Here is a 24,198-nt window from a genome sequence, read left to right as displayed (position 1 = left end):
ATATGGAACCCAATAAATATAAAGTAAGATCTGAAGAAGCACAGGAAATTATCCATAATCCTCCTAAAGGATTATTGGTCTGGGGCGGTTTGGGCATTGGAGGACTTATTTTTGGATTGTTTATTTTACTAAACACCCTTAAAGTGCATGAGACTGCCAATATACCTATTACTATTTTACCATTTCCATCTGACACTTCATTTATGATATTATCATTGAATACTGCCATATCAAAAAATATAAAAGCTGGACAGCCTGCAAGGCTCAGTTTAAATATGGAATCAAAACAGACTATTAATGGAGATGTGGCAGGTGTTACCTTTACTGAATTTAATGTTCCTCTTATCTTATTTAGAAAACGACACAATTTAGTTGATGTAAAAGTGGGGATGATAGGGACTTTAGAAATAGCAATTCAGAAACAGTCATTATTTGACATGCTATTTAAGAGCATATTCACTTTATCATAGGGTAAATATTTTTACGAGGTTATGTTGTAGTCGGTAACGGACAGTGTACAGTGTCTCATTAAATGTGATACCTGCAACCAGCCATTTACAGGTTATGTAGTCAAAGCAAAATCACTGTGGTATTATAAATGCCGAAAAGATGGCTGTAAGTGCAATAAAAGCGCCAAAAGGATGCATGAACTATTTGAGCAGTTATTAAGTCAATTCTGTTTTGATGATAATCAGATAGAATTCCTTAGAAAGGTACTTCTAGAGGAGTATTATGAAATGAACAGGGAAAACATAGAACAACAGAAAATATTAACCGCTCAATTAAAGGAGGTTGATAACAAGATCGACGGCTTGGAGGAAAGTAGGTATGTATTAAAAGAAATAGGGCAGGAGACGTTCGATAAGTTTTATTCCCGGTATAGTAAGTAGCGGAATCTTATTTCCACCAACCTGGAAAAATGCACCGGAAGTATTTCGAACCCGGAAGAAGTAATCAACCAAGCCATATCTCTTTCTTCCAATCTCGCTATGGTATGGCGTTCCAGTAACACAGGTGCAAAGGAAAAGCTTCAAACTCTCATATTCCCCGACGGAATTATCTATGACCGACAAAATGAGACATTTCGAACTCCCAAAGTTAACTATATTTTTATCCGTATTGCCCAACAGGTGGGTAATACGAGTAAAAACGAAAAAGGGACCGATCATCTTTTCGATAATCAGTCCCTCTTAGCGGACCAGACGGGACTCGAACCCGCGACCTCCGCCGTGACAGGGCGGCATTCTAACCAACTGAACTACTGATCCTTCTCCCTTTTTAGTTCGAAGGAAACTGATCCTTTTCCCTTCGTTTAACACTGTTGTGTTTCCCGTTTTGGGATTGCAAAGATAGCGACAAACCAACCAATTTTGCAAATCTTTTTTAAAAAATATTTAAGCCGTTATCTTTACACCGTACTTTAACCAATTTATAACATAAATATGCAATTCCTGGAATTCGAAAAACCTATTGCGGACTTGTATGATCAGCTGGAAAAACTGAAAGAGAATGGCGCCAAGTCTGGTGTTGACGTGACAGCTACCGTGGTGGAATATGAGTCTAAGATCGCTCATACCCGTCAGGAAATCTATGATCATCTGACCAGTTACCAAAAGGTACTGCTTAGCAGGCACCCGGATAGGCCCTATACCCTGGCGTACATTGAGAAGATGTGTACCAACTTTGTGGAGCTGCATGGCGACAGGAATGTAAAGGACGATAAGGCGATGGTAGGCGGTTTCGCCAACCTGGATGGCGAAACAGTGATGTTTATCGGTCAGCAGAAGGGGGTAAATACCAAAATGCGCCAGATCCGCAACTTTGGTATGGCTAATCCTGAAGGCTATCGCAAGGCATTGCGTCTCATGAAACTGGCAGAAAAGTTCAACAAGCCTATCGTAACGCTCATAGATACCCCGGGTGCTTACCCAGGTCTGGAAGCCGAAGAACGTGGTCAGGGTGAGGCAATTGCCCGCAATATATTTGAAATGGTGAAGCTGCGTGTACCAGTTATCTGTATCATTATCGGGGAAGGTGCTTCCGGTGGTGCCCTTGGCATCGGTATCGGAGATCGTGTGCTGATGCTGGAAAACAGCTGGTATACCGTAATTTCTCCTGAAAACTGCTCTACCATCCTCTGGCGTAGCTGGAACTTCAAGGAAAAAGCTGCCGAAGAGCTGAAACTGACCTCTGATCATATGAAGAACTTTGGTCTCGTTGATGGTGTTATCAATGAACCGCTGGGTGGCGCGCACGTAAACCCTGATGAAATGGCGGTGATCCTGAAACAAAAGATCAAAGAAACTTTGGCCGAACTGAAGAAGTTCGATGCTGACACCAGAATCGAGCAGCGTATTGACAAGTACAGCAACATGGGCTTTTTTGACGAACACTAAAAATAATTTGATATAAACCATTTCAAATTGTCATCTTTGCACCTCCTTTCAGGATTTTCACCTCTTGAAGGGTGATCCAGAGAGGGCAATTTGGAATTTCTTATCCGGAATTTTTACGTAATATGGAACAATTAAGAGGCACCGGCGTTGCGCTGGTTACGCCCTTTAAAAAAGACGAAAGCATCGACTGGAATGCTTTAGAGAGAGTCATCGATCATGTGATTGCCGGCGGGGTTGACTATGTAGTATCCCTGGGGACAACCGGTGAAACACCTACACTGAGTGCAGAAGAGAAGTTGGACATTATGAAGTTCACCTTCGAAAAAGTAGCGAAGCGCGTACCTGTGGTGGTGGGTATTGGAGACTATAACACCCGTGATGTAGTCAAGCGTCTCGAAACCTGTCCGCTCGATGAAGCCCTTGCCATACTCAGCGTAGCTCCTTATTACAGCAAACCAAGTCAGGAAGGTATCTTCCAGCACTATAAGGCCGTAGCGGCAGCTGCGCCAAAGCCAGTTATTCTCTACAATGTACCTGGTCGTACCGGCCGTAATATGACCGCTCAGACCACCCTGCGCCTGGCACATGAGGTGGAAAACATCGTGGCCATGAAGGAAGCCAGCGGTGATATGGTACAGTGTATGCAGATTATCCGGGACAAACCGAAAGATTTCATCGTGATGAGCGGGGATGATGCCCTGGCTATGCCACAGATCGCAACTGGTATGGACGGTTTGATCTCTGTAGCAGCCAATTATTTTGCAAAAGATACCGCTGATATGGTACGTGCTGCCCTCCGGAACGATTTCCCTACAGCAAGAACGTTGCATTATAAATTGCAGGAAGCCTTTGATCTCATGTTTGAAGAAAACAACCCTGCGGGCGTGAAAGCGTTTTTACATGAGGGTGGTTTGATTGAAAATGTGTTCCGTTTGCCGGTAATACGTGTAAGCGATGGATTGCAGGCGAGAATTGCTGCTTTTGCAAAGACATTCAAATAAAAAATAAAGAAAAAAGCTTTTGCCTCAGGCAAAAGCTTTTTTTCTGGATATAACTGGATATAATTTGTAGCGGGCCTTTTCAGCGCCACCAGGAATTTTCTAAATAATGTATGTAGCCCCTTCCAGCGACAGATCTGTATTCGGAAACACTGGTTTACATTCCTCCAGAAAAGGAGTCAATTCTGTATACTTAGATGAAAAATGCCCGATAATCAATCTTTTAGCCTCACCTTTCGCCGCTAATGTCGCTGCCTGCACACTTGTGCTGTGATATCTTTCTATCGCTCTTTCTGCCAGGTTATGTAAATAAGTAGTTTCGTGATACACGAGATCTGCCTGATAGATATATGGCAATAATTCCTCCGTATACTTTGTATCTGCACAATAGACGTACTTTTTGCCCGGGGCAGGAGGGAGGGTGACCCAGTCATTTTTTACCAGCAAGCCATCTTTTCGCTGATAATCAGCTCCTTCGGCCAACTGAGAGAAAAAGGCTGCAGGAATTTCATATGCCCTTGCCTGTTCGGGTATAATCCGCCGTTTCCGTTTTTGCATATCAAACACAAAACCATAGCAGGGAATCCGGTGCCTGGTCGCAAAATAGCTTACCTGCAGGTCCTTATCGTTTACGATAACGCCTTGATTTTCTTCTGTTAAGGGGGTGAAATGCATTTGAAACTGCAAAGTCGTAGCCGCACACTCCATCTGGAGTTTGAGGATTTGTTCCAATTCAGGAGGGCCGAATAGGTAAAGTGGATCCTGGCGTCCCAGCAGACTCAGGGTATTGATGAGGCCAATGAGACCAAAATAGTGATCGCCGTGTAAGTGACTGATAAAGATGTACTTGAGCCGGCTACGCCGGATTTTATAGCGTGCAATCTGCACTTGTGTGCCTTCGCCACAGTCTACGAGTAGCAAAATATCGTTACATGTGACTACCTGTGCCGTTGGATGCCTGTCTAACGTGGGAAGAGCCGAATTATTACCTAGTATGGTTACCGCAAACATGCCCGAAAATACGTATTTATAAAATGAAAAATTCCGGAATATGGAACCATTTTCCACATTCCGGAACTATATGCGTGCACTGAGGGCGGCACACAAAAAATTATTCATCTTCACCCAATAATTCCCTTTCCAGGTCTTCCATCATGACGAGGTCGATGGCTTCTAACATAGTAGGGGCAAGGTTTACAACATTTTCATCGGCAGCTTTAATTTGTGCTAAAAGACTACTGTTTAGTCCGGTGAGGGCGCAGGACAGACCGCTGTCATACTGCTGGTAGTAGACTGTTAAAATGGCTTTCAACCCAGCTTCCTCCATATTTGACACCAATGCCATATCCAGTATAAGATTGCGGCCTTCCAAACCTGGTAGATCTGATACTTCTTTTACAAAAGCGTCTGCCAAATTAGCATCCAGCAAACTTATTTGCGGTTGTATAATAAGAATTTTTTCTTTGGTATCAATTTTGAATTCCATTCGGTAAGATTTTTGTTTTATAAGTTTAGTAAATAGTAATCGGAATCCTGCCCAATAACAGCCTTCTTCTTACTGCTCTGCCCTTCTCAATGATCTTTATACTATTAAAGTGTTAGGGTAAAGGTAAATCAAAATTATTTGCTAATATTGTATAAGCAAGTCCCGGTAAGGGTTTTAATAATTTAATATTCTCACAATGGACCAGAATTTTTCACCGCAAGTAAAGGAGATCATTTCGTTTAGCAGAGAGGAAGCTCTACGCTTGGGGAATGATTTCATCGGCACAGAACACCTGCTGCTTGGCATTATCCGAGAGGGGGAAGGGACAGCTGTTAAAATTCTGCAGGCCTTGAATGTAGACCTTTATGAACTACGTAAGGAGGTTGAATTGGCCGTAAAAGACAAGACAGGAAAGAATATAGCCAATATCAATAGCCTCCCGCTTACAAGGCAGGCAGAGAAAGTAATCCGTGTTACGGTGCTAGAAGCAAAGGCACTGAAAAGTCCTACCGTAGAAACGGAACACTTAATGCTTTCTATCCTCAAGAATAAAGAAAACGTTTGTACACAAATCTTACAACAGTTTGACGTGGATTACGACACTTTTAAAAACGAGCTGGGCTTCGTAAAGTCTTCTGACCCTAAAGCAGAATTTGACGATCCAGGAGAGGAAGAATTTGAAGATGAACGCAAGAGTTTTGCCTCTAAGGCCAAACAGACAAATACGAAGTCTAAAACGCCTGTGCTGGATAATTTCGGCCGGGATATTACCAAGCTGGCCGAGAGTGGCAGCCTTGACCCGATTGTAGGTCGCGAAGCGGAAATTGAGCGTGTATCGCAGATATTATCCCGCCGTAAAAAGAATAATCCGATCCTGATCGGTGAACCGGGAGTGGGTAAAACCGCTATCGTAGAGGGCCTGGCACTGCGCATCGTGCAGCGTAAGGTATCACGCGTATTGTTTGACAAACGTGTTGTAAGCCTCGATCTCGCCGCACTGGTAGCCGGTACAAAATACCGTGGCCAGTTTGAAGAAAGGATGAAAGCCATCATGAATGAACTGGAGAAAAACAGAGATGTGATCCTGTTCATTGATGAAATTCACACGATCGTTGGTGCAGGTGGTGCTTCAGGTTCCCTGGATGCTTCCAATATCTTCAAACCAGCCCTCGCCCGTGGAGAACTCCAGTGCATCGGTGCATCCACCCTGGATGAGTATCGCATGTACATCGAGAAAGATGGTGCACTCGACCGCCGTTTCCAGAAAGTAATGGTAGACCCTCCAACCGTGGAGGAAACAATACAGATCCTCAACAATATCAAACCAAGATATGAAGAGTATCACAACGTAAGCTATTCTGATGATGCAATTCAGGCGTGCGTAAAACTGAGCGATCGCTACATGACAGACCGTTTATTGCCAGATAAGGCGATCGATGTACTGGATGAAGTAGGCGCCCGTGTACACCTCAAGAACATCAACGTTCCGCAGAACATCCTGGATCTGGAAAAACAGATCGAAGATATCAAGCAGGAAAAGAATAAAGTCGTGAAGAGTCAACGCTTTGAAGAAGCAGCAGCACTACGCGATACGGAAAAGAAACTAGGCGAGGACCTTGAGAAAGCGAAAGCCGTTTGGGAAGAAGAAGTGAAACACAAACGCTACCCAATCGATGAAGAAGCGATCGCCGAAGTGGTGAGCATGATGACAGGTATCCCTGTTAAACGTATGGTACAGGCCGAAACTGAAAAACTGCGTCGGATGGGTGAAGACCTGAAAGGTGCAGTAGTTGGTCAGGACGAAGCCATTTCCAAAGTAACAAAAGCTATTCAGCGTAACCGCGTAGGTCTGAAAGATCCAAAGAAACCAATTGGTACTTTCATCTTCCTCGGTCCTACAGGGGTTGGTAAAACTGAGCTGGCTAAGTCACTCGCACGCTATATGTTCGATTCAGAAGATTCTCTGATCCGTATAGATATGAGTGAATACATGGAGAAATTCTCTGTAAGCCGCCTGATTGGTGCGCCTCCGGGATATGTAGGTTATGAAGAAGGTGGTCAGCTGACTGAAAAAGTTCGCCGTAAACCATACTCTGTAATCCTGCTGGACGAAATCGAAAAGGCACATCCGGATATTTACAATATCCTGCTGCAGGTGCTGGACGATGGTATCCTCACCGATGGCCTTGGCCGTAAGGTAGACTTCAAGAATACATTGATCATTATGACCTCCAACATTGGGGTTCGTCAGCTGAAAGATTTCGGAGCAGGTGTAGGTTTCTCTACAAATGCGAAATCCAACAGCGAAGAAGAGAATACAAAATCAGTAATTGAAAAAGCACTGAAACGTACCTTCTCTCCTGAGTTCCTCAACCGTATTGATGATGTGATCATATTCAATTCACTGAGCAAAGAGCATATCTATACAATCATAGATATTACTATGCAGAGTGTGCTGAAACGTCTGGAAAACCTTGGCTTTAGCCTGGAACTGACGGAAGAAGCGAAAGGATTCCTGGCGGAAAAAGGCTACGACCAACAGTTTGGTGCCCGTCCGCTACACAGGGCGATCCAGAAATACCTGGAAGATCCTTTAGCAGAAGAGATCCTGAATATGAATATTCACAACGGAGATGTATTGATTGCTGATCTTGATAAGGAAAATCAGAAACTGATCTTTACTTTAAAGAACTCAAGAAATATCAAATCTGAAAAATCAGAGGCTTAATTACAAAGCCATAGTTGATAGAAATGTTTTCCAATAAAGGCTCCCGGGATTATTTCCCGGGAGTTTTTTTATGCGTATATGGGTGATTTTCTACCCCTTTTGTGTGAATAAAAGGACTAATTTTATATTTTAACATATGTTTGTGAAATGAGGAAACTAGTTTTTTTATCAGGTTTTTTGGGGATGATGGCATGCCATCCCGGGAGAAAAAAAACACTACCACTGCGACTGTAAATGATACAGCCCTTATTTTACCGGGAGATCGGGTAGCTGTTGATACCAGCACCCGGGAGGTAAACGAAAGACCCGGTGAAGAAGAGATAGAAGAAGATGAAGAAAGGAGCAATCAACTGAAGAATAGAACCGAAGATCCATCGTATAGAGAGAAAGACCTTGTGGCAAAGCAATATATATTGGATGAAGATGAAGACCTTGCGCTCAGATGGGCAGTAGATACGATCAACCATTTCGACTGTGCAATCTAGAGAATTTTCGTACATGAAATTCTTATGGCCTTCCTGTTACTTATTATACATCCCTTCTTATTTTCATGCTGCTGTGGTGGAATAATTAATAATTAGTCGCCTTAACAAATTAATGGACCATATTCGCCGTAAAACCGCCTTTTCCCACATATTGTTCGCTGTTCGCCTCCTCATCCAGTGAAATGTAGCTACCAAAATGGCGAATACTATCCTAATCCAGAGAACCTGGGAAAAAAAGGCCATCCACCCCGAAAATAAAAAGTGAATATCTTTTTAATAATACCCCCGCTTTTTTTATGAATTATCCTGTAGTTGCATTTCTACAAAAGTGGTATGCCGAATCGGATATTGATATTATTTTGCCTTAAAATAGCCTTAAAAATAGCTAAAATGAACTAAAAACTGAATTAGTATAACACGTAGGTGTTATAATCTTCCCACTAGTTGCCCCCATTTCCCCCCATTCGGGCTCTTCCATGTGCTGGTTTTTGCAAGATATATTTACATGTTCATTTTTAATAATGATAATCAATTGTTTATATGATACCTATTTAAAATTAAAATGATACGTTCATGTCATTTTAATAATATTACTAATATTAGATATTTGCGCTATAGGAATCGTAGAGACTTTTCTATTCATTCAGGTTCGTGAACAGCACAAAGACAGTGGACATTACATTTTGCCTCTTTTAACCGTTTTTTATTTGAAAGCCTTAACATATGCCTTGCAGAGTTCCAATCTGTGCAACAGTACAGTGGTATGCCAGGTACACACACACACATTATTTAATAAAAAGGAAAACGGATAAATAAAAAATTTAAAATCTATCTATCCCTATACTAATATGAAAACAGTTTTACACAACGTTTCACGCAAACTCTTATTGGCTGGTGGTATCACCCTGGCAGCTACTGCGGCAAACGCACAGATGAAAATTGGTGATAATCCTTCACAGATTACCAAGTCTGCGATCCTGGAGCTTAGCAGTACCAAACAAGGTCTGTTACTGCCAAGGCTGAGCGATTTTACTACCATCAATACAGCGATCGGTTCTGATGCTGTAGACGGTATGATCGTATACCTGAACAGCACTGTTGCAGCTGATAACGGTGTGTATATGCGTAAAGCAGGTGCATGGGTGAAAATCGCCAGCGCCGCTGATGCACTTGCAAACTGGGGTCTGACTGGTAACGCAGGTACCAATCCAACTACTAACTACCTCGGAACTTCCGATGCACAGCCGCTCTCCATCCGTGCAAATGCAACTGAAGCAATCAGTGTACAAACCAACGGTAATGTACAATTGAAACAGGTTGCCGCTACTACTACCGATGCTGCACTGGATGTATTGATCATTCAGGCAGATGGTACAATCGTGAAAAAATCTTTGCCAGCTTATGCTTTCAAAAGTCTGCTGACAAATGTTGATGCATCTGTTCTTACTATGAACACCACCCAGGCAACCGATGGCCAGGTGACTATCAATGCGCCTATCATGGATGGTACCTCCACTAAGTCTTATGGTTTCATGACCCTGGCAGACTGGACTACCCTGAACAACCTGGCAGCTGGTAACAGCCTTACTGTAGCGAATCTGATCACTGCAGCAGCTACTACTTTTGATGCTACCAAAGGTGCCATGATCACTTATAATTCTACCAACAAACAATACGAACTATCTCTGATCGAAGCATCTACTGACAGAAATGGTATCGTGACCACAGGCGCGCAGTCTTTTGCAGGTGCTAAAACCTTCACTGGTACTGTCACTGTAAATGGTGCAACTACCCTGAACAGCACTTTAGGTGTAACCGGTGCGACTACTCTGGGCAACACTTTGGGTGTAACTGGTGCGACTACCCTGGGTAATACACTGGATGTAACTGGTAAAGCTACGCTGAATAATGGTGTAGACGTAACCAGCGGTAACGTAGCTGTGACTACCGGCAACTTAACATTGACCTCCGGTAATGCATCTGTAGGTGGTACTACTACATTAGGTGGTACTGTAACGATGAACACTGTTGCTGCAAACACTGAGACTAATTCACTGAATGTATTGGTACAAAATGCCACTACTAAAGCAGTTGAAGCAAAATCCTTCTCCTTCGACGCTATCGCAAATGCCATCACACTGATCAAAACCGGTGCTACTTCTACCGCTGGTAGTGATGTAGAACTGAAATCAGATGTTGCTGGTACAGACTTCAATATCGTAGCTGACGGTACTGCCAAGACAGTTACTTTCAACCTGCCTGATGCAAGTGCCGTTGATGCTAGTCACACTGCAGTTCAACGAGGTGTGGTTTCTACAGGCAGACAGTCTTTCGCTGGTAGCAAATCTTACACTGATAGCGTAGCAATCGGTCAGAATACTGTTGCTAACTCTACACTGACAGTAAATGGTTCCGTATCAATGGCTATCAAGCCTGTTACTGCTACTTACACTGTAACAGGTAGTGACAACACCATCCTGGCAGATGCCAGTGCGGGTGCTTTCACTATTACGCTGCCTGCGCCTGCTGCTACTATCGTAGGTCGTATCTACACTATCAAGAAGATTGGTGGTGATATCGACAAAGCAGTTACTATCATGCCAGGAGCTAACAGTATCGAAGGTGGCTCCAGCTATGTTATTTACAACGACTGGACATTCATTACCGTACAAACTGACGGTACTAACTGGTATATCATCAAGAAATAAGGGATAAGATTTTATAACAGGAGCAGTATCTGCTGCTCCTGTTTATTCCTTTTGTGTGCCTGTATTCGTGAAACCAATTAATACCTATGATAACTTTCCCAAACCGGCTTGTGCTTTTGTGCCTGCTTATTCTACCATCAGCATATGTAGGTGCCCAGCAATTGAAGTTGGGGAAAAATCCCACTTCAATTGAGAAGTCTGCGCTGCTGGATCTGAATAGTGACAAACAAGGCTTATTACTCCCAAGAATTTCCGACTATACCATCGCTCCGCTGAATACTGCTCCTGATGGTATGATTATATACTATGTTCCTGATAAATTATTATACATCCGTAAAAACGGAGTATGGAATAAACTCATAGACGAAACATCTGCAATTTCATCTGTAAATGGACAAACTGGTCCAGTTGTTAGCTTAACCACCGCCAATATTTCAGAATCTGTCAATCTTTATTATACTGACGCGAGAGCAAGAGCGGCGTTCAGTGCTGGCACGGGTATCAGTTTATCTGGTGCAGGAGTTATCTCAGCTTTGAATACTTCTAATTTATGGAATGCGTCCCAGTTACAGGGCCGCAACATTGCCACTACTGCACCAGCCGATCAGGATGTGCTGACATGGAGTGCTGCTACCAGCACATGGCTACCTAAAGCAGTTGGCTCTGTTACTTCTGTTGCCTTGTCATTACCTTCTTCAATATTTACAGTTAGTGGTAGCCCTGTTACATCTACCGGTACATTGTCTGGCACATTTAATTCACAGGCAGCTAACACTGTATTTGCTGCTCCAAACGGCACGGCAGGTACACCTTCTTTCCGTGCACTGGTAGCTGCAGATATTCCTTCAGGATCTGGTAACTATATTCAAAATATATCTACCGGCACACAGACTGCCAGTTTCTCTATCAGTGGCAATGGTTTGATTGGTACTAACCTGGGAGTAGGCATCAGCACAACGCCTGCCAATACTTTGGAAGTAGGTGGTACGACCGCTGCTTCTGGTTTGTCAGGATTAAGACTGACTGGTCTGGGAGCTGCCACTTTACAAAGTTCAATGGCCAATACCCTTGCGGTGAATGCCAACGGTGATGTGGTAGTCACTCAAAATGCAGCTGCCAATAACTGGTTAATTACCGGTAACTCCAATGTAAATTCCAGTACTCATTTCCTTGGTACAACCAATGATGTGAAGATGGTGATCAAATCTAACAACACCTCTTTCCTTGAGTTTGGCCGCCGTGCTACTTTAGGACTGGTACAGAATTACCCTAGCTATACAGATAGTGATGAAAGTGTCACCTTGATGAAATCTGCCCTGCAGTTCGATGTACCTTCCTCTGTTCAGTTTTATAAACCTAAATTCTATACTACCACTGACGGCAACTTCCGCCTTAAAGGATCTGCTGCCGGTACTGATTTCTTTGAATTGGGTTCTACCGGCAGTAACAATGGTGGGGGTTTTGAATTCATCATCGGTGATGATGGGGATGAGCCTATTCTGTTCAGAAGTTACTACTATGCAGATTCATCTTATACTGAGATGATGCGCATGCAGTCAAAGAAAGTAGGTATCAACATGGCTGGTGTAACTCCTGCACAAACTTTGGATGTAAGAGGAACGATGCGCCTGACTGGTAGCACCGGTACTCCTGATAATATATTAGGGCGTAACAGCACCAGCGGTGACATTGCTACCCTGGGTTATGACGCAACTACACTCAGTCTCACCAGCGGAGCTATCAAAGCAAATAATACTTCTTCTATCTGGAATGCAAACCAATTGCAAAGTACAGCAGTAGCAGCTACTGCACCTACTTCCGGACAGTACCTTGTATATGATGGTACCAGTTGGACGCCTACGACAGTTTCCGGAAGTTCAGGTGGTAGCGGTACCTGGTCTACGACTGGTAACAGCGGCACTACAGCAGGGACTAACTTCATTGGTACTACTGATAGTAAAGCACTGGTGGTAAAGACGAATAGTACCGAAGTAATGCGTGTGGATGCCAGTAGCCATGTGGGGATCAAAACAACCACACCTACCAGTACACTGCACGTGAATGGTTCCTTTGCTACAGCCGTTGCCAGTTATGATAACCCTTCTACAGCAGTTACGGTGAACCTGGATGAGACTTATTATATGGTAGCAAGGTTAAGCTCCAATTATGGGAATATAGCTTCGGTAACAGCCAACCTGCCATCAGCAGCTACCTGCCCGGGCAGAATATATGTATTTTCCAATACTGTCACCAGTTCCGGTTCCGGTAAGTTATATGTAAAACCAAGCAGCAGTGAATTTATTGGCAGTTTGGGCAATAATACAACGATGACACTGGACGAACGTATTTCAGCCGCGATACAAAGTACAGGTTCTTATTGGGTAGTGTTGTATAAAGGTTCAAACCAAGGCTACTAACAAACAAAAGTTAATAATGAAGTTCTTATTCTCCATAATACTTTTTTGCGTTACGTTCCATCTCAGCTATGGGCAGGAGACTTACATCTCTACCGGTGCGCAGGTATGGAATTTTGGTAACGTCGGGGTATTTGGTAACATAACGAATGAGGGGGCATTAGGATCGAGCCCCAATGCTAACCTTTATTTTTATGGTAAAGTATGGACGAATGGCTTTAACGCTTCTCTCAAAGACGAAAGTACCTCCGGCCTCAAAGGCACCGGGGGCATTTTTAGTTTTGCAGGTAGTAGCGGACAGCAGACTATTTCCGGCGGATTCAATGTGGCTGCAAAGATTGGTGCGAGTTTTCCCAACGTAGATATCAATAACCCGGATGGTGTTATCTTTTATACCCTCAATGACCTGAAGATCAGAAATACCCTTAGCTTATCTAACGGGCTCGTATTCCTGAACGGACAGAACCTCATGGTCGGCGATACCTCTGCGGGATCTATCACTGGTTATTCAGACCGGCGTTTTGTGGTAACAGGTACTTCCTCCAGCGGTGGATTCCTGTATCGTTCCAAACTAGCCAGCAGTGCCGGACAGGTGGTATTCCCGATAGGTAGCTCTGCCAGCAATTATGCACCAGCTGCTGTGCAGTATGAAGGAGATGCAGAAGATTTTCATGCACGTGTATTTGACAGTGTATATCAATATGCCAGTTCCGGAACTTCCATCTATGACACTGTTGTGTACAAAACATGGAACATAGGAGAGGAGTTGGGTGGTACCGGCAAAACAGCTGTAACCCTGCAGCATATGGATAGTAATGAGGGCGATGAATATAATATAAACAGGGATGAGAGTTATATCTCTTTATTCAAGGACAGTGAGTGGGAACATCGTTACAGTGTGAATGACAACATGAGCACTGGTACGTTGACTTCTCAGACCATGGTATCATCAGCTACCATGCATTCCCGCGGTTTCGGGGGCATTGGCCTGAATGCTTATTTTGCTAAAAAGACCAACTTTTCCAATAGCTATTCACCAGCTACAATTATTGACTTCAACGCTTACCGTGTAAGTATCTCATTGGTAGATCTGGTTTGGATCACCAGCAGAGAGACTAACATGAATGTGTTTGAAGTAGAGCGCAGACTGGATAACGAAGAAACCTTTACTAAGGTAGGCACCGTCGCCACGAAAGCGCCTAATGGAAACAGCACAACTAAATTGAGTTACTATTACCAGGATACAAATGACTACGATGGATGGAGCTATTATCGCATTAAGGCAGTATCAAAAACCGGCAAGTACGTCTACTCTGATGTAAGAGAAGTCGGACCGCTGGTGGATGTAACCGTTTACCCGAACCCGAACTGGGGCGATTTCAAGATCAAAGTAAGAGGTATCAAGACTACGTTGATAATGCAATTGTACGATGTATGGGGTCAGGTGATGCGTAGGCAGGAGATTACAGGAACCGGAGATGTGGAAGTACACAACTTGCCAGCTGGTACTTACTTCCTCGTGCTGAAACAAAAAGACACAATGAAAGAAGTGTATACCTGCAAAGTAATAGTGATAGATCATTGATAAGACAACCGAAAATGAATTGAAACTAAACAAGGACACATAATTGAATGGCGAAGAAAGCAAGTGGGCGAATAAGACCCTGCCTGCTTTCTTAGTCATATTTATAAGTTTTTGTTTAAATCCGGGTAATTTTTATGAAGACTAAATTCCTTGTCCGAGCCGTTCAACTATTTCCAGTGTTCCTGTTTTGGTCCACATTGACATTTGCTCAACAGTTAAAACTGGGTGATAATCCCAGTTCCCTGCAAAAGTCAGCGTTACTGGAACTTGAAAGTAAATCTCAGGGGCTACTACTGCCCCGGATTGCTGATACTACATCTGGTGCTATTGCTACTGCTCCTGATGGTATGATCATTTACCTCACGCTCAACAATAGTCTGTGTATTCGTAGTAATGGGCATTGGCATCCATTGCTGCCTGAAGGGTATGCGATTACCAGCCTGAATGGACAGACAATTGCCGTGCAGTCACTGGCTACTACAAATACAGCCGGTACATTTGGCTTTACGTCAGTGGCAGGAGCGCATACTTTAAATATACCGGATGCGACAGCTACCAATAGTGGTTTTTTGAATACCAATGCACAAACACTGGCAGGCGCCAAGACATTTACAAATACATTGACTGCTAATCAGGATGTGTTCCTGACGGGTATCAGTATAGATAATACCAAGGATAGTGTGCTCCTGATCGATGGAGGCAAACTGCTGAAGAAACAACTGACCGGATTACCTCCGGTAGGTACAGCGGGTGGTGACCTCACAGGTACATATCCTAATCCTACTATTGCTGCCGGCGCTGTAACAGGTACCAAGATAGCACAGGCAGGGGCGACTTCCGGCGAGGTACTGAAATGGAATGGTACCACCTGGGCACCGGCTGCTGATGATAACAGTGGTTCTATTTCCTCTATTGGTTTAGTAGTGCCTTCTTTTCTGACAGTATCTCCGGCCACTTTAACTGCTAATGGAACATTTACAATCGGTACAAGCAGTCAGACTGCGAATACGGTGTTTGCTGCTCCTGATGCAAGTGCAGGTACACCTACATTCCGCTCACTGGTTCCTACTGATATGACATTGGGTACACAGCGCCTTGTAGGTCGTTATTCCAATGGTACAGGTACTGGGCAGTCTGTGTCAATGGACAGAACATTGAAAATGACTACCGGTGGTTATATATACGTAGATACTACGCTGGCGGTTTACAATGCGAGCAAAATCCAGAGTATAGCAGTATCACTTACAGCACCGACTACCGGACAGGTATTAAAATATAATGGTACGAGCTGGACACCGGCTGCTGATGATAATGCGGGTCTGACTTCAGTCGGAATAACATTACCACTGTATACATTTTCGAATTCTCCGCTGACAGCGAATGGTACATTGACAGGTTCACTGAGCTCACAGACAGCAAATACATTTTTAGGCGCACCCAACGGAGCTGCAGGTACGCCCTCGTTCCGTACACTGGTAGCAGCAGATATTCCTTCCTTACCATTCTCCCAGATTACAGGTACAGTGCCTGTATCTCAGGGTGGTACAGGATTGACAACGGTAGGTACATCCGGACAGGTATTGACATCTAATGGTACGACGTTGTCATGGGCTACACCCACATCTACAGGTTTAACATCTGTAGGCCTTTCATTACCTTCCATTTTTACAGTGACGAATTCTCCGCTTACTGCAAATGGAACAATTACTGCTACACTGGCGTCTCAAACACAGTACACTGTTTTGGCTGCGCCAACCACAGCAAATGGAACACCTTCTTTCCGTACACTGATACCAGCAGATATTCAGACTGTAACAACACAAAAATTGTTAGGCCGTTATTCAACCGGTACAGGTGCAGCACAGGAAGTAACTTTGGATAATACCATCAAGCTGACGACTGCCGGTACATTGTATGCTGATAGTTCGCTGGCAGTATGGAATGCCAGCAAACTACAAGGTGTAAGAGTGGCTGCAACAGCGCCTACTGACAATTATATTTTGAAATATGATGCTGCGACTACCAGCTGGGGACCTGAAGCAGAAACGGCTGCATCCAACTGGTTATTTACAGGTAACAGTAATACGGATGCCAACAGTTTTCTGGGTACCACAGCTGATCAGCCGATGGTGTTAAAATATAACAGCAAGGAGTTGTTCCGTGGTACAAAGGGTACAGGTACCTACGCAAGCAAAGTAGTATCCCTGTTCAATGGAGCAACCGCCTACAATGCGCACCCGTTGGTAATCAAAGCTAACGGTGCGGATGTATTGGCATTTGAAGATTCTACCGGTGTAATTACCTGGCACTGGAATATGTTAGGAACAGGTCTGAACTTCGTAGAATCCAATGTGGCAGATTACAGGCTCTTTTTGATGAAAGGTGGTAATGTAGGGATTAATACAAGTACTCCTGCATCAAGACTGGAAGTAAATGGTAGTATGGCATTGCCTATCACTAATAATTCTTCAACAGGTACGCAGACTTACACGATGACTGCGGATGACTATACTTATATTAAATCAGGAACCGGTACACATACTATTACTTTACCTGATCCAACCACCTGTGAGGGCAGAATATATGTATTAAAAAGAGCTACCACCACAGGTACTTTTACAGTGAAAACGACCGGAAGTTACCAGATAGATGGAGCTACTACTGTAACAATACCTACTACTGCAAAGATGGCTTATACCTTCCAGTCAGACGGATCGAACTGGTACATAATAGGAGGGTTGTAACAATATATAATTCATCAGATCGTAAAAACATTTCCCCAAAAGGAAATGTTTTTTTTTGCACTGAATTCAAACTTACCTTTACACCGTTTAATTCATACAGTTTTGAAAAAGATTATCATCACCTTAGATGGATATTCTTCCTGCGGGAAGAGTACGCTAGCCAAACAGTTAGCTGCGGAGCTGGATTATGTATACATCGACAGCGGCGCCATGTATCGTGCTATCACGTTGTATTTTATTCAGAACCGTATAGACTGGAACAACCCTGAAGAGGTAGCCCAGGCATTGAAAAACATCCAGCTGGAATTCGTCTACAACCCACTCACCGGGTTCTCTGAAATGAACCTGAACGGTGAGAATGTAGAACAACTGATCCGCGAAATGCTGGTAGCTGAAAAAGTAAGTGAAGTCGCCGCCGTAGGTGCTGTCAGGGAGTTCGCCGTTGCTCAGCAACAGGAAATGGGTAAGCAGAAAGGCATCGTCATGGATGGTCGCGACATCGGTACCACCGTATTTCCCCATGCAGAACTCAAGATCTTTATGACTGCTGAAGCAGCTATCCGGGTAGAACGCCGCTTTAAGGAACTCTATGCTAAAAACAAAGGCATCACCCTCCACGAAGTAAAAGAGAACCTGGAACTGCGCGATTACATCGACACCAACCGCGAAATCAGCCCACTCCGTAAAGCAGAAGATGCTATTATATTGGATAACAGTCAGTTATCGCCAAACGAGCAACTGAAGTTGGTATTACAATGGGTAGACGATGCCGTGATGGTGAAGTCATGAGCAAAAAGCCTCAAATGCTTTAACAGCAACGTTCTAAGCGAAAAATAATGAGTACCATGCGTCCTGACAGCAGGTGATCATCCTGACATCCTGATACCTGCTGCCAGAGAGGCCCCACTGCCAAATAGAATATTCTTCCTGAATTTATTTTAATATTAGAAAAACCTTTGTTAAATTTGTCCTACTCCGGTGAGTAATTCCGGTTAATCCTTCAATAGTTTTTCCACATCCTTTAGAATTTCCTGCATTTTATTGTTGTTATAATGTTGTACCCGGTTATTTAAACATATGCCGTCGAACGATATTTCCATACATGGTCAAGAGAAGTCATAAGAGATCTTTTGGACGATCTTTCTATAACTATATCCAGGGACCTGTTACTATTAGCCGTATAGAACACTCAATACTATATATATTAATACCCCCGGGCATTTTGGTGCGCCGGTATTATTAAAAACTTAATGTGGGACGGGCAGCATTGCCTGTCAGGTCCCATGTTTTCAGTAGGTGTATTCGGTTAATAGGAAGAAGGGGCGAATTCTTTCGCCCTTTCGCTTTTTGTATTTAACTTGTGCCTATTACCCTGGCTGTCGCATGGCGAAACAAATACCTTACGTTTTACTCTTTTTGTTCCTGGGGTTTAAAGTGGACATTTCATTTGCACAGGATTCTTCCCTCATTTACAGAACACTTGATTCTGCCCGGAATCTCCGAGGAGATACCACTAAGGTCAACTGGCTGTTAGATAAAGGGAAAACCTTCAGTCGTTTTTTTGACAAACGCAAAATCGAAAACCCCTTTTTCCAGGAAGCTGTTACCCTTGCTCAACACCTGAAATTTGCAAGGGCACTATTTAATGTCTATAATGAAATTGGTACCGCAAAGAGGAATATCTCTGAATATATCCTGGCTGCGGATTACCACGAGAAGGCTATCAAATATGCAGATGATACCAAAGATGATCATCTGCGCGCCATCGCCCGCAACAATACCGGCGTGGATTACCGGCGCATGGAAAAACCCCTGAAAGCATTTGAATATCACTTTAAGGCTCTCCAACTGGCTGAAAAAGTGAATGATGTACGTAACATTTGTGTTGCAATTAATAGTATTGGTAATATCAACCTCTCCACCGGCAAATACGAAGATGCCATCAGTCATTTTGATAAAGCCCTCGTACTGGAAAAGGAAAACAAAAATGACCTCGGGGTCGCCATTAACCTGGGCAACCTGGGATACGCTTACCAATACCTTGGTAAACTGGACCTCGCCATCGACTATTATAAAAAGTCGCTCGCGGTGAACATGCAGCTGGACAATGCTATGGGCAAAGCCATTTGCTACAATGCCCTGGGTGATGCCTACAAGGAAAAGAAAGAATACGCACAGGCGCTTGATGCCCTGAACAAAGCCCTGGAAGTAGAAGTGGGGGTGGACGATAAAATACATATTGCTGAGAGTTACTTACATATTGGTAAGTGTTTTAGCCTCATGGGCAAACATGACGATGCCCGTAAATACTTCCAGGAATGTATAGAGCTGAGCCAGCACTGGCGCTTCAATTACATGCTGCAGGAAGCTTACAAAGCCCTGGCGGCAGACTATAAAGCCAGTGGCGATTTTCGTCGCTCCCTTGAATGCGCTGATAAATCACTGGTATACAAAGACAGTATCCTGGACGAAAAGGCAGCCCTGCAACTTGCCCAGATGCAGGCTATTTACGAAGTAGACCGCAAGGATAACCAGATCAAAATGCTGGAACATGATAAGCAACTGAATGAACTCCGTACCCGTCGCAATGTCGTGTACATGTTGTCCATCGGCGGTTTCCTGATTATGCTGGCCATTGGCGGGTTCTTTTATATCCGGCACCGTAACCTGGAAACAAAGAAACAGACCTTACAACTGGAACTCCGTTCCCTGCGTGCCCAGATGAACCCTCACTTTATCTTTAACTCCCTCAGTTCCATTCACCGTTTCATCTGGAGCAATAACCAGGAAGAGGCATCCGACTACCTGACCAAGTTCTCCAGGTTGATGCGCATGATCCTTGACAATACGCAGTACACCTTTATTTCACTCAACAAGGAACTGGAGTCACTGCGGTTATACCTGGACCTTGAACAATTACGTTGTAATAATATCTTTGAGTACAGAATCACAGTGTCAGACGACATTAATGAAGAAGAGGTAATGATTCCTCCTATGATCATTCAGCCTTATGTCGAAAATGCGATCTGGCATGGATTGGTGCATAAATCCGGGAAAGGCTTACTTGAAATAGCTGTATCCGTAAATGAACGTACCCTGACCTGCCTGGTCACCGACAATGGGATAGGCCGTAAAAAAGCAATGGAGATCAAGGAAAAGAAAGGACAGACACACCGTAGTATGGGAATGAAAGTAACAGCCGGCAGGATAGACCTGATCCGTAAAATCAATAATACCAAAGAAGCCACTGTAAGGGTTACAGACCTTGCAGACCACGAAGGCAAAGCAACAGGAACAATGGTCACACTTGTGCTGCCTGTAGAATTTATATTTTAAACCCTGGATTTTTAAAGCATGAGCGAAATTAAAGCGATTATCGTAGACGATGAACAGCATTGTATAGATGCCCTGCATACCATGCTGGCCAAAAAATGCCCGGAAGTAACAGTGCTGGGTGGTGTGAATAGCGTAAAAGCGGCGAAGGAACTGATTGACGAAGTACATCCCGATGTTGTGTTCCTGGATGTAGAGATGCCTCACCAGAACGGGTTTGAACTACTAAAACTCTTTGACAGAATCAATTTCGACATCATATTCACCACCGCTTACGAGCAGTATGCCCTGAAGGCGATCAAGTTCAATGCACTCGATTACCTGCTCAAACCATTTAGTGTGAAGGAGCTGCAGGACGCCGTTCAGAAATGTATAAGCAGGAGAGGCGTGCAGCAACCGGAACCCGGCAATTCCCCGCTGGATGTGTTCCTGCAGAACATGAAAACTTTACACCAGACGCATAAAAAAATCGCTCTTCCCACTATTAACGGATTGGTTTTTATGCCGGTGCAAAACATCGTACGGTGTGAGTCTACCGGAAATTATACAAGGATCTTTTTTACAGACAAAAAGAACCTGATGGTGTCCAGACCGCTGAAGGAGTTTGAAGAATTACTGACGGATGTGGACTTTTTCAGGGTACATAATTCTCACCTGATCAATTTGCAACAGATGCAATCTTATATACAGGGTGAAGGCGGTTTTGCGTTGATGAGTGACGGTACACAAGTGGAAGTTTCAAGAAGGCGAAAAGCAGATTTTTTGAAAAAAGCGATGCAATTCTAAACCAGATTTAATGCGTTTTACGCCATTTACCCTGAATAGCATACCGGATAATAAATGTGATTTGTCAGCAGGGGGGGAAGAGATTACTTTTGATTCAGGTTTAAACTAATTACGATATAAAACTTTTTTTCTCTGCATTACTAGCATTTATTAGCCCCAAAGAAAAAAGACACCATCAGGTGTCTTTTTTATTATTTGTAATTTTCAATGACTTGTTCTATTTGCTGCTCCAGTCCGTAAAACGATAACAACCTCCTTATTACCGCTTCGACCAGGGCATCGGGACAACTTGCTCCACTTGTCATCATCACTGTCACCACATCTTTCTCAGGCAAAAATACATCACTGTTTAATTCCTGTTTATGATGGAAGTCATAATGCCTGATTTTATTCCTCGAAATCATCTGATCGTCAGCAGCTATGAAGTAAGTTGGCAGTTTTTCCTCGCACAATTCTACCAGGTGAGAGGTATTTGAACTGTTATAGCCACCTACTACGATTGCCAGGTCTGCCTGTTCTTCCAGTAACCCGGTTACGGCACTCTGGTTATCGTTGGTTGCATAGCAGAGGGTATCTCTTGTATCAGCAAAGCGTTCTCCTACAGTTTCAGGTGTCAGGGCGTACCTGTCCATGATCACGTTCTTAATATAATCGGCGATTCCCTGGGTTTCTGTAGCCAGCATGGTCGTTTGGTTGACCACGCCTACGCGCTGCAGGTCTTTTACCACATCAAATCCTTCAGAGTATTGTCCTTTGAATCGCTCATAGAATTCAGCAGCAGGTCGTTCGCTGGTAATGAAGGTAGCGAGTACCTGGGCTTCCTGCATATCTTTTACCACTACAGTCGGGGTATTGCTCCGGCTGTGGGAGAAGGTGGCACGGGTTTCTTCATGACCTGGTTTACCATGTACGATCACGGTATATGATTGTTGGCCAATCTGCTCGGCTTTGTTCCACACCCTTTCCACAAACGGGCAGGTGGTATTATATTGTAAAGGTGCAATACCCAGGGAACTCAGTTTTGCTTCAATTTCAAGCGTAGTACCAAAGGCAGGAATGATAACAATGTCTTCGGGAGTGAGCGTTTCCCATGGCACCAGCTGACGGCCGGCGGTATCCATCATGAACTGTACGCCTTTGGCCAGCAGATCGTTGTTAACATGTGGGTTATGGATCATTTCACTGAGCAGGAAAATCCGTTTACCTGGATTTTCTTCCACAGTTTTGAATGCTATCTCAATAGCATTTTCCACACCGTAGCAAAAGCCAAAGTGACGGGCCAGTAATATCTTTAATGGACCAAAGTCAAGAACAGTAGGCGTGAAATCTTTTTTCATGCGATCCTGTTTCTTACGGCTGTTTTTAATAGCTGTAATGAGTGGACTCCGGTAGATGATAGGTACGTTGAACGTTTTCATGTTGTCGACAAAGTTACACATTTTGATGTGGAGCGGCCAAAATGTGTTTACATGCGGGTAGTTTCCGTTTTATTCCTGACTCATTTTTTTCAGCCAGGCTTTCTCTTCAGGACTCAGGCTTTCAAGGCCATTGTCATTGATTTTGTCAAGGAGTTGGTCGAGTCTGAGCTGTTTATTTTCCTCCGGGTAATTCTTTACTACCTTGAGTGGAGACTTCTTCGGTTTGAAGGAGCGGCGGTTGCGGCTTTGCATGGCTTCGACCCTGACCCGGCGGTTAAACATCCAGATGAGAGGCTGGCAAAGGTCAGTTCCGTTATCCAGCAGTTTGATATAGAGGAATCCAATGAGCGCACCACCCAGGTGAGCTACGATGCCGCCGGTATTACCCTGGCCGATAGCGAGAATATCCAGTACGAGTACGGCAAGTGCCAGCCATTTAAGGCGAACGGCGCCGAGGAACATGAGGCCTACCTCATAGTTGGGTATCTTGGTAGCACAGGCGATCAGTAAGGCCATGACAGAGGCGGAGGCACCCATCAGGGGATAGTCAGTCGTCTTAATAATATTGAATACCAGCAGGTAAGCAAGACCACCCATCAGGCCCCCCAGCAGATAAAGTGGAAAAACCCGGTGATTGCCCATGAAGGAGCGGAATAAGTTGCCAAAGTAATACAGGTTCAGCATGTTGAAGAATATATGGAATATTTCAACATGTGAAAACATATAGGTCACCAGGCCCCACGGTTTGGTAATGAACACAGGGAGAAAGGAGTGTAGAGATGCTTCGTCACATATCATATTGTAGACGCCGGCTGCAGCGGGTGAAAAGTTAGCAATCAACCGGGGTATATTCAGTACAAGGAAAACAACAATGTTCCAGAAAAGTAAATGGTTAATCGTGTTTCCCTGTCTAAGCCAATATCGTATATCTGATCTGAAAGAAGTTCCGTTCATACATGAAAATTAGTACAAAATCCTCATTCGTTAGTTACAAATTTTGCTCCAAAAAATTGTGCTGGAATTAGCAGTCTGTGGGGTTATAAGCTTGTACTGTCATAGTTTCCGTAGGTAGGTGCACCATAAAATATGCTCCAGGCTGCTAAGAATTGAATTTTAA

Annotated in this window: 17 protein-coding genes and 1 tRNA gene; 13 read left to right on the top strand and 5 right to left on the bottom strand. The window is 43.8% G+C overall.

All coding sequences use genetic code 11. The features are described from left to right. Positions 1 to 2 precede the first annotated feature (2 nt). Together QQL36_RS34570 and QQL36_RS34565 are read left to right on the top strand one after the other, a co-directional pair. Positions 3 to 470, top strand: coding sequence for a hypothetical protein (locus QQL36_RS34570; protein WP_083730064.1), 468 nt, complete (start codon positions 3 to 5; stop codon positions 468 to 470). A gap of 171 nt (positions 471 to 641) precedes the next feature. Next, complete coding sequence (locus QQL36_RS34565) at positions 642 to 890, top strand: hypothetical protein (protein WP_083730065.1); 249 nt, start codon at positions 642 to 644, stop codon at positions 888 to 890. Positions 891 to 1,194: 304 nt separating this feature from the next. On the opposite strand, the gene QQL36_RS34560 is transcribed toward QQL36_RS34565, so the two are convergent. Then, positions 1,195 to 1,268: transfer RNA gene (locus QQL36_RS34560), tRNA-Asp, on the bottom strand. Between the two features lie 174 nt (positions 1,269 to 1,442). Between QQL36_RS34560 and QQL36_RS34555 the strand changes: the two genes are divergently transcribed. Together QQL36_RS34555 and dapA are read left to right on the top strand one after the other, a co-directional pair. Beyond that, positions 1,443 to 2,396 (top strand): acetyl-CoA carboxylase carboxyltransferase subunit alpha, encoded by a 954-nt coding sequence (locus QQL36_RS34555; RefSeq protein WP_083729792.1) that lies wholly within the window; start codon positions 1,443 to 1,445, stop codon positions 2,394 to 2,396. Positions 2,397 to 2,518: 122 nt separating this feature from the next. Next, positions 2,519 to 3,397, top strand: coding sequence for a 4-hydroxy-tetrahydrodipicolinate synthase (gene dapA, locus QQL36_RS34550; protein WP_321568366.1), 879 nt, complete (start codon positions 2,519 to 2,521; stop codon positions 3,395 to 3,397). Positions 3,398 to 3,496: 99 nt separating this feature from the next. Here dapA and QQL36_RS34545 read toward each other — a convergent pair whose 3' ends face one another. Together QQL36_RS34545 and QQL36_RS34540 are read right to left on the bottom strand one after the other, a co-directional pair. Next, complete coding sequence (locus tag QQL36_RS34545; RefSeq protein ID WP_321568365.1) at positions 3,497 to 4,405, bottom strand: ribonuclease Z; 909 nt, start codon at positions 4,403 to 4,405, stop codon at positions 3,497 to 3,499. A 100-nt stretch (positions 4,406 to 4,505) separates the two neighbouring features. Beyond that, positions 4,506 to 4,880, bottom strand: coding sequence for an STAS domain-containing protein (locus QQL36_RS34540; RefSeq protein WP_321568364.1), 375 nt, complete (start codon positions 4,878 to 4,880; stop codon positions 4,506 to 4,508). A 196-nt stretch (positions 4,881 to 5,076) separates the two neighbouring features. On the opposite strand from QQL36_RS34540, the gene QQL36_RS34535 reads away from it, so the two are divergent. The 9 genes from QQL36_RS34535 to QQL36_RS34495 all read left to right on the top strand — a co-directional run bounded on the left by QQL36_RS34535 (position 5,077) and on the right by QQL36_RS34495 (position 21,663). Further along, positions 5,077 to 7,608 (top strand): ATP-dependent Clp protease ATP-binding subunit, encoded by a 2,532-nt coding sequence (locus QQL36_RS34535; protein WP_083729789.1) that lies wholly within the window; start codon positions 5,077 to 5,079, stop codon positions 7,606 to 7,608. Between the two features lie 191 nt (positions 7,609 to 7,799). Next, a complete protein-coding gene (locus QQL36_RS34530; RefSeq protein WP_083729788.1) occupies positions 7,800 to 8,093 on the top strand; it encodes a hypothetical protein in 294 nt (97 codons plus the stop codon). Positions 8,094 to 8,941: 848 nt separating this feature from the next. Next, positions 8,942 to 10,801, top strand: a complete 1,860-nt coding sequence (locus QQL36_RS34525; RefSeq protein ID WP_321568363.1) for a hypothetical protein — start codon at positions 8,942 to 8,944, stop codon at positions 10,799 to 10,801. A gap of 86 nt (positions 10,802 to 10,887) precedes the next feature. Beyond that, positions 10,888 to 13,218 (top strand): hypothetical protein, encoded by a 2,331-nt coding sequence (locus QQL36_RS34520; protein ID WP_321568362.1) that lies wholly within the window; start codon positions 10,888 to 10,890, stop codon positions 13,216 to 13,218. A 16-nt stretch (positions 13,219 to 13,234) separates the two neighbouring features. After that, the gene (locus tag QQL36_RS34515; RefSeq protein WP_321568361.1) at positions 13,235 to 14,800 is read left to right on the top strand and encodes a T9SS type A sorting domain-containing protein; all 1,566 of its coding nucleotides are present in this window, start codon (positions 13,235 to 13,237) and stop codon (positions 14,798 to 14,800) included. A gap of 134 nt (positions 14,801 to 14,934) precedes the next feature. Further along, a complete protein-coding gene (locus QQL36_RS34510; RefSeq protein ID WP_321568360.1) occupies positions 14,935 to 17,544 on the top strand; it encodes a hypothetical protein in 2,610 nt (869 codons plus the stop codon). 102 nt (positions 17,545 to 17,646) lie between these two features. Next, entirely contained in the window at positions 17,647 to 18,333 is a 687-nt protein-coding gene (gene cmk, locus QQL36_RS34505) for a (d)CMP kinase (protein ID WP_321568359.1), read from the top strand. 594 nt (positions 18,334 to 18,927) lie between these two features. Next, positions 18,928 to 20,880, top strand: a complete 1,953-nt coding sequence (locus QQL36_RS34500) for a tetratricopeptide repeat protein (protein WP_321568358.1) — start codon at positions 18,928 to 18,930, stop codon at positions 20,878 to 20,880. 18 nt (positions 20,881 to 20,898) lie between these two features. Continuing rightward, positions 20,899 to 21,663 (top strand): LytR/AlgR family response regulator transcription factor, encoded by a 765-nt coding sequence (locus QQL36_RS34495; RefSeq protein ID WP_083729782.1) that lies wholly within the window; start codon positions 20,899 to 20,901, stop codon positions 21,661 to 21,663. 191 nt (positions 21,664 to 21,854) lie between these two features. Here QQL36_RS34495 and QQL36_RS34490 read toward each other — a convergent pair whose 3' ends face one another. Next, positions 21,855 to 23,081, bottom strand: a complete 1,227-nt coding sequence (locus QQL36_RS34490) for a 4-hydroxy-3-methylbut-2-enyl diphosphate reductase (protein WP_083729781.1) — start codon at positions 23,079 to 23,081, stop codon at positions 21,855 to 21,857. 69 nt (positions 23,082 to 23,150) lie between these two features. Continuing rightward, positions 23,151 to 24,035, bottom strand: coding sequence for a rhomboid family intramembrane serine protease (locus QQL36_RS34485; protein WP_083729780.1), 885 nt, complete (start codon positions 24,033 to 24,035; stop codon positions 23,151 to 23,153). Between the last annotated feature and the right edge of the window lie 163 nt (positions 24,036 to 24,198).

Origin of the sequence: Chitinophaga sp. LS1 (assembly GCF_034274695.1) — a bacterium.
Lineage (GTDB): Bacteria > Bacteroidota > Bacteroidia > Chitinophagales > Chitinophagaceae > Chitinophaga.
The sequence above is the reverse complement of the archived record's forward strand: the minus strand, read 5'-3'. Positions and strand labels throughout refer to the sequence as shown.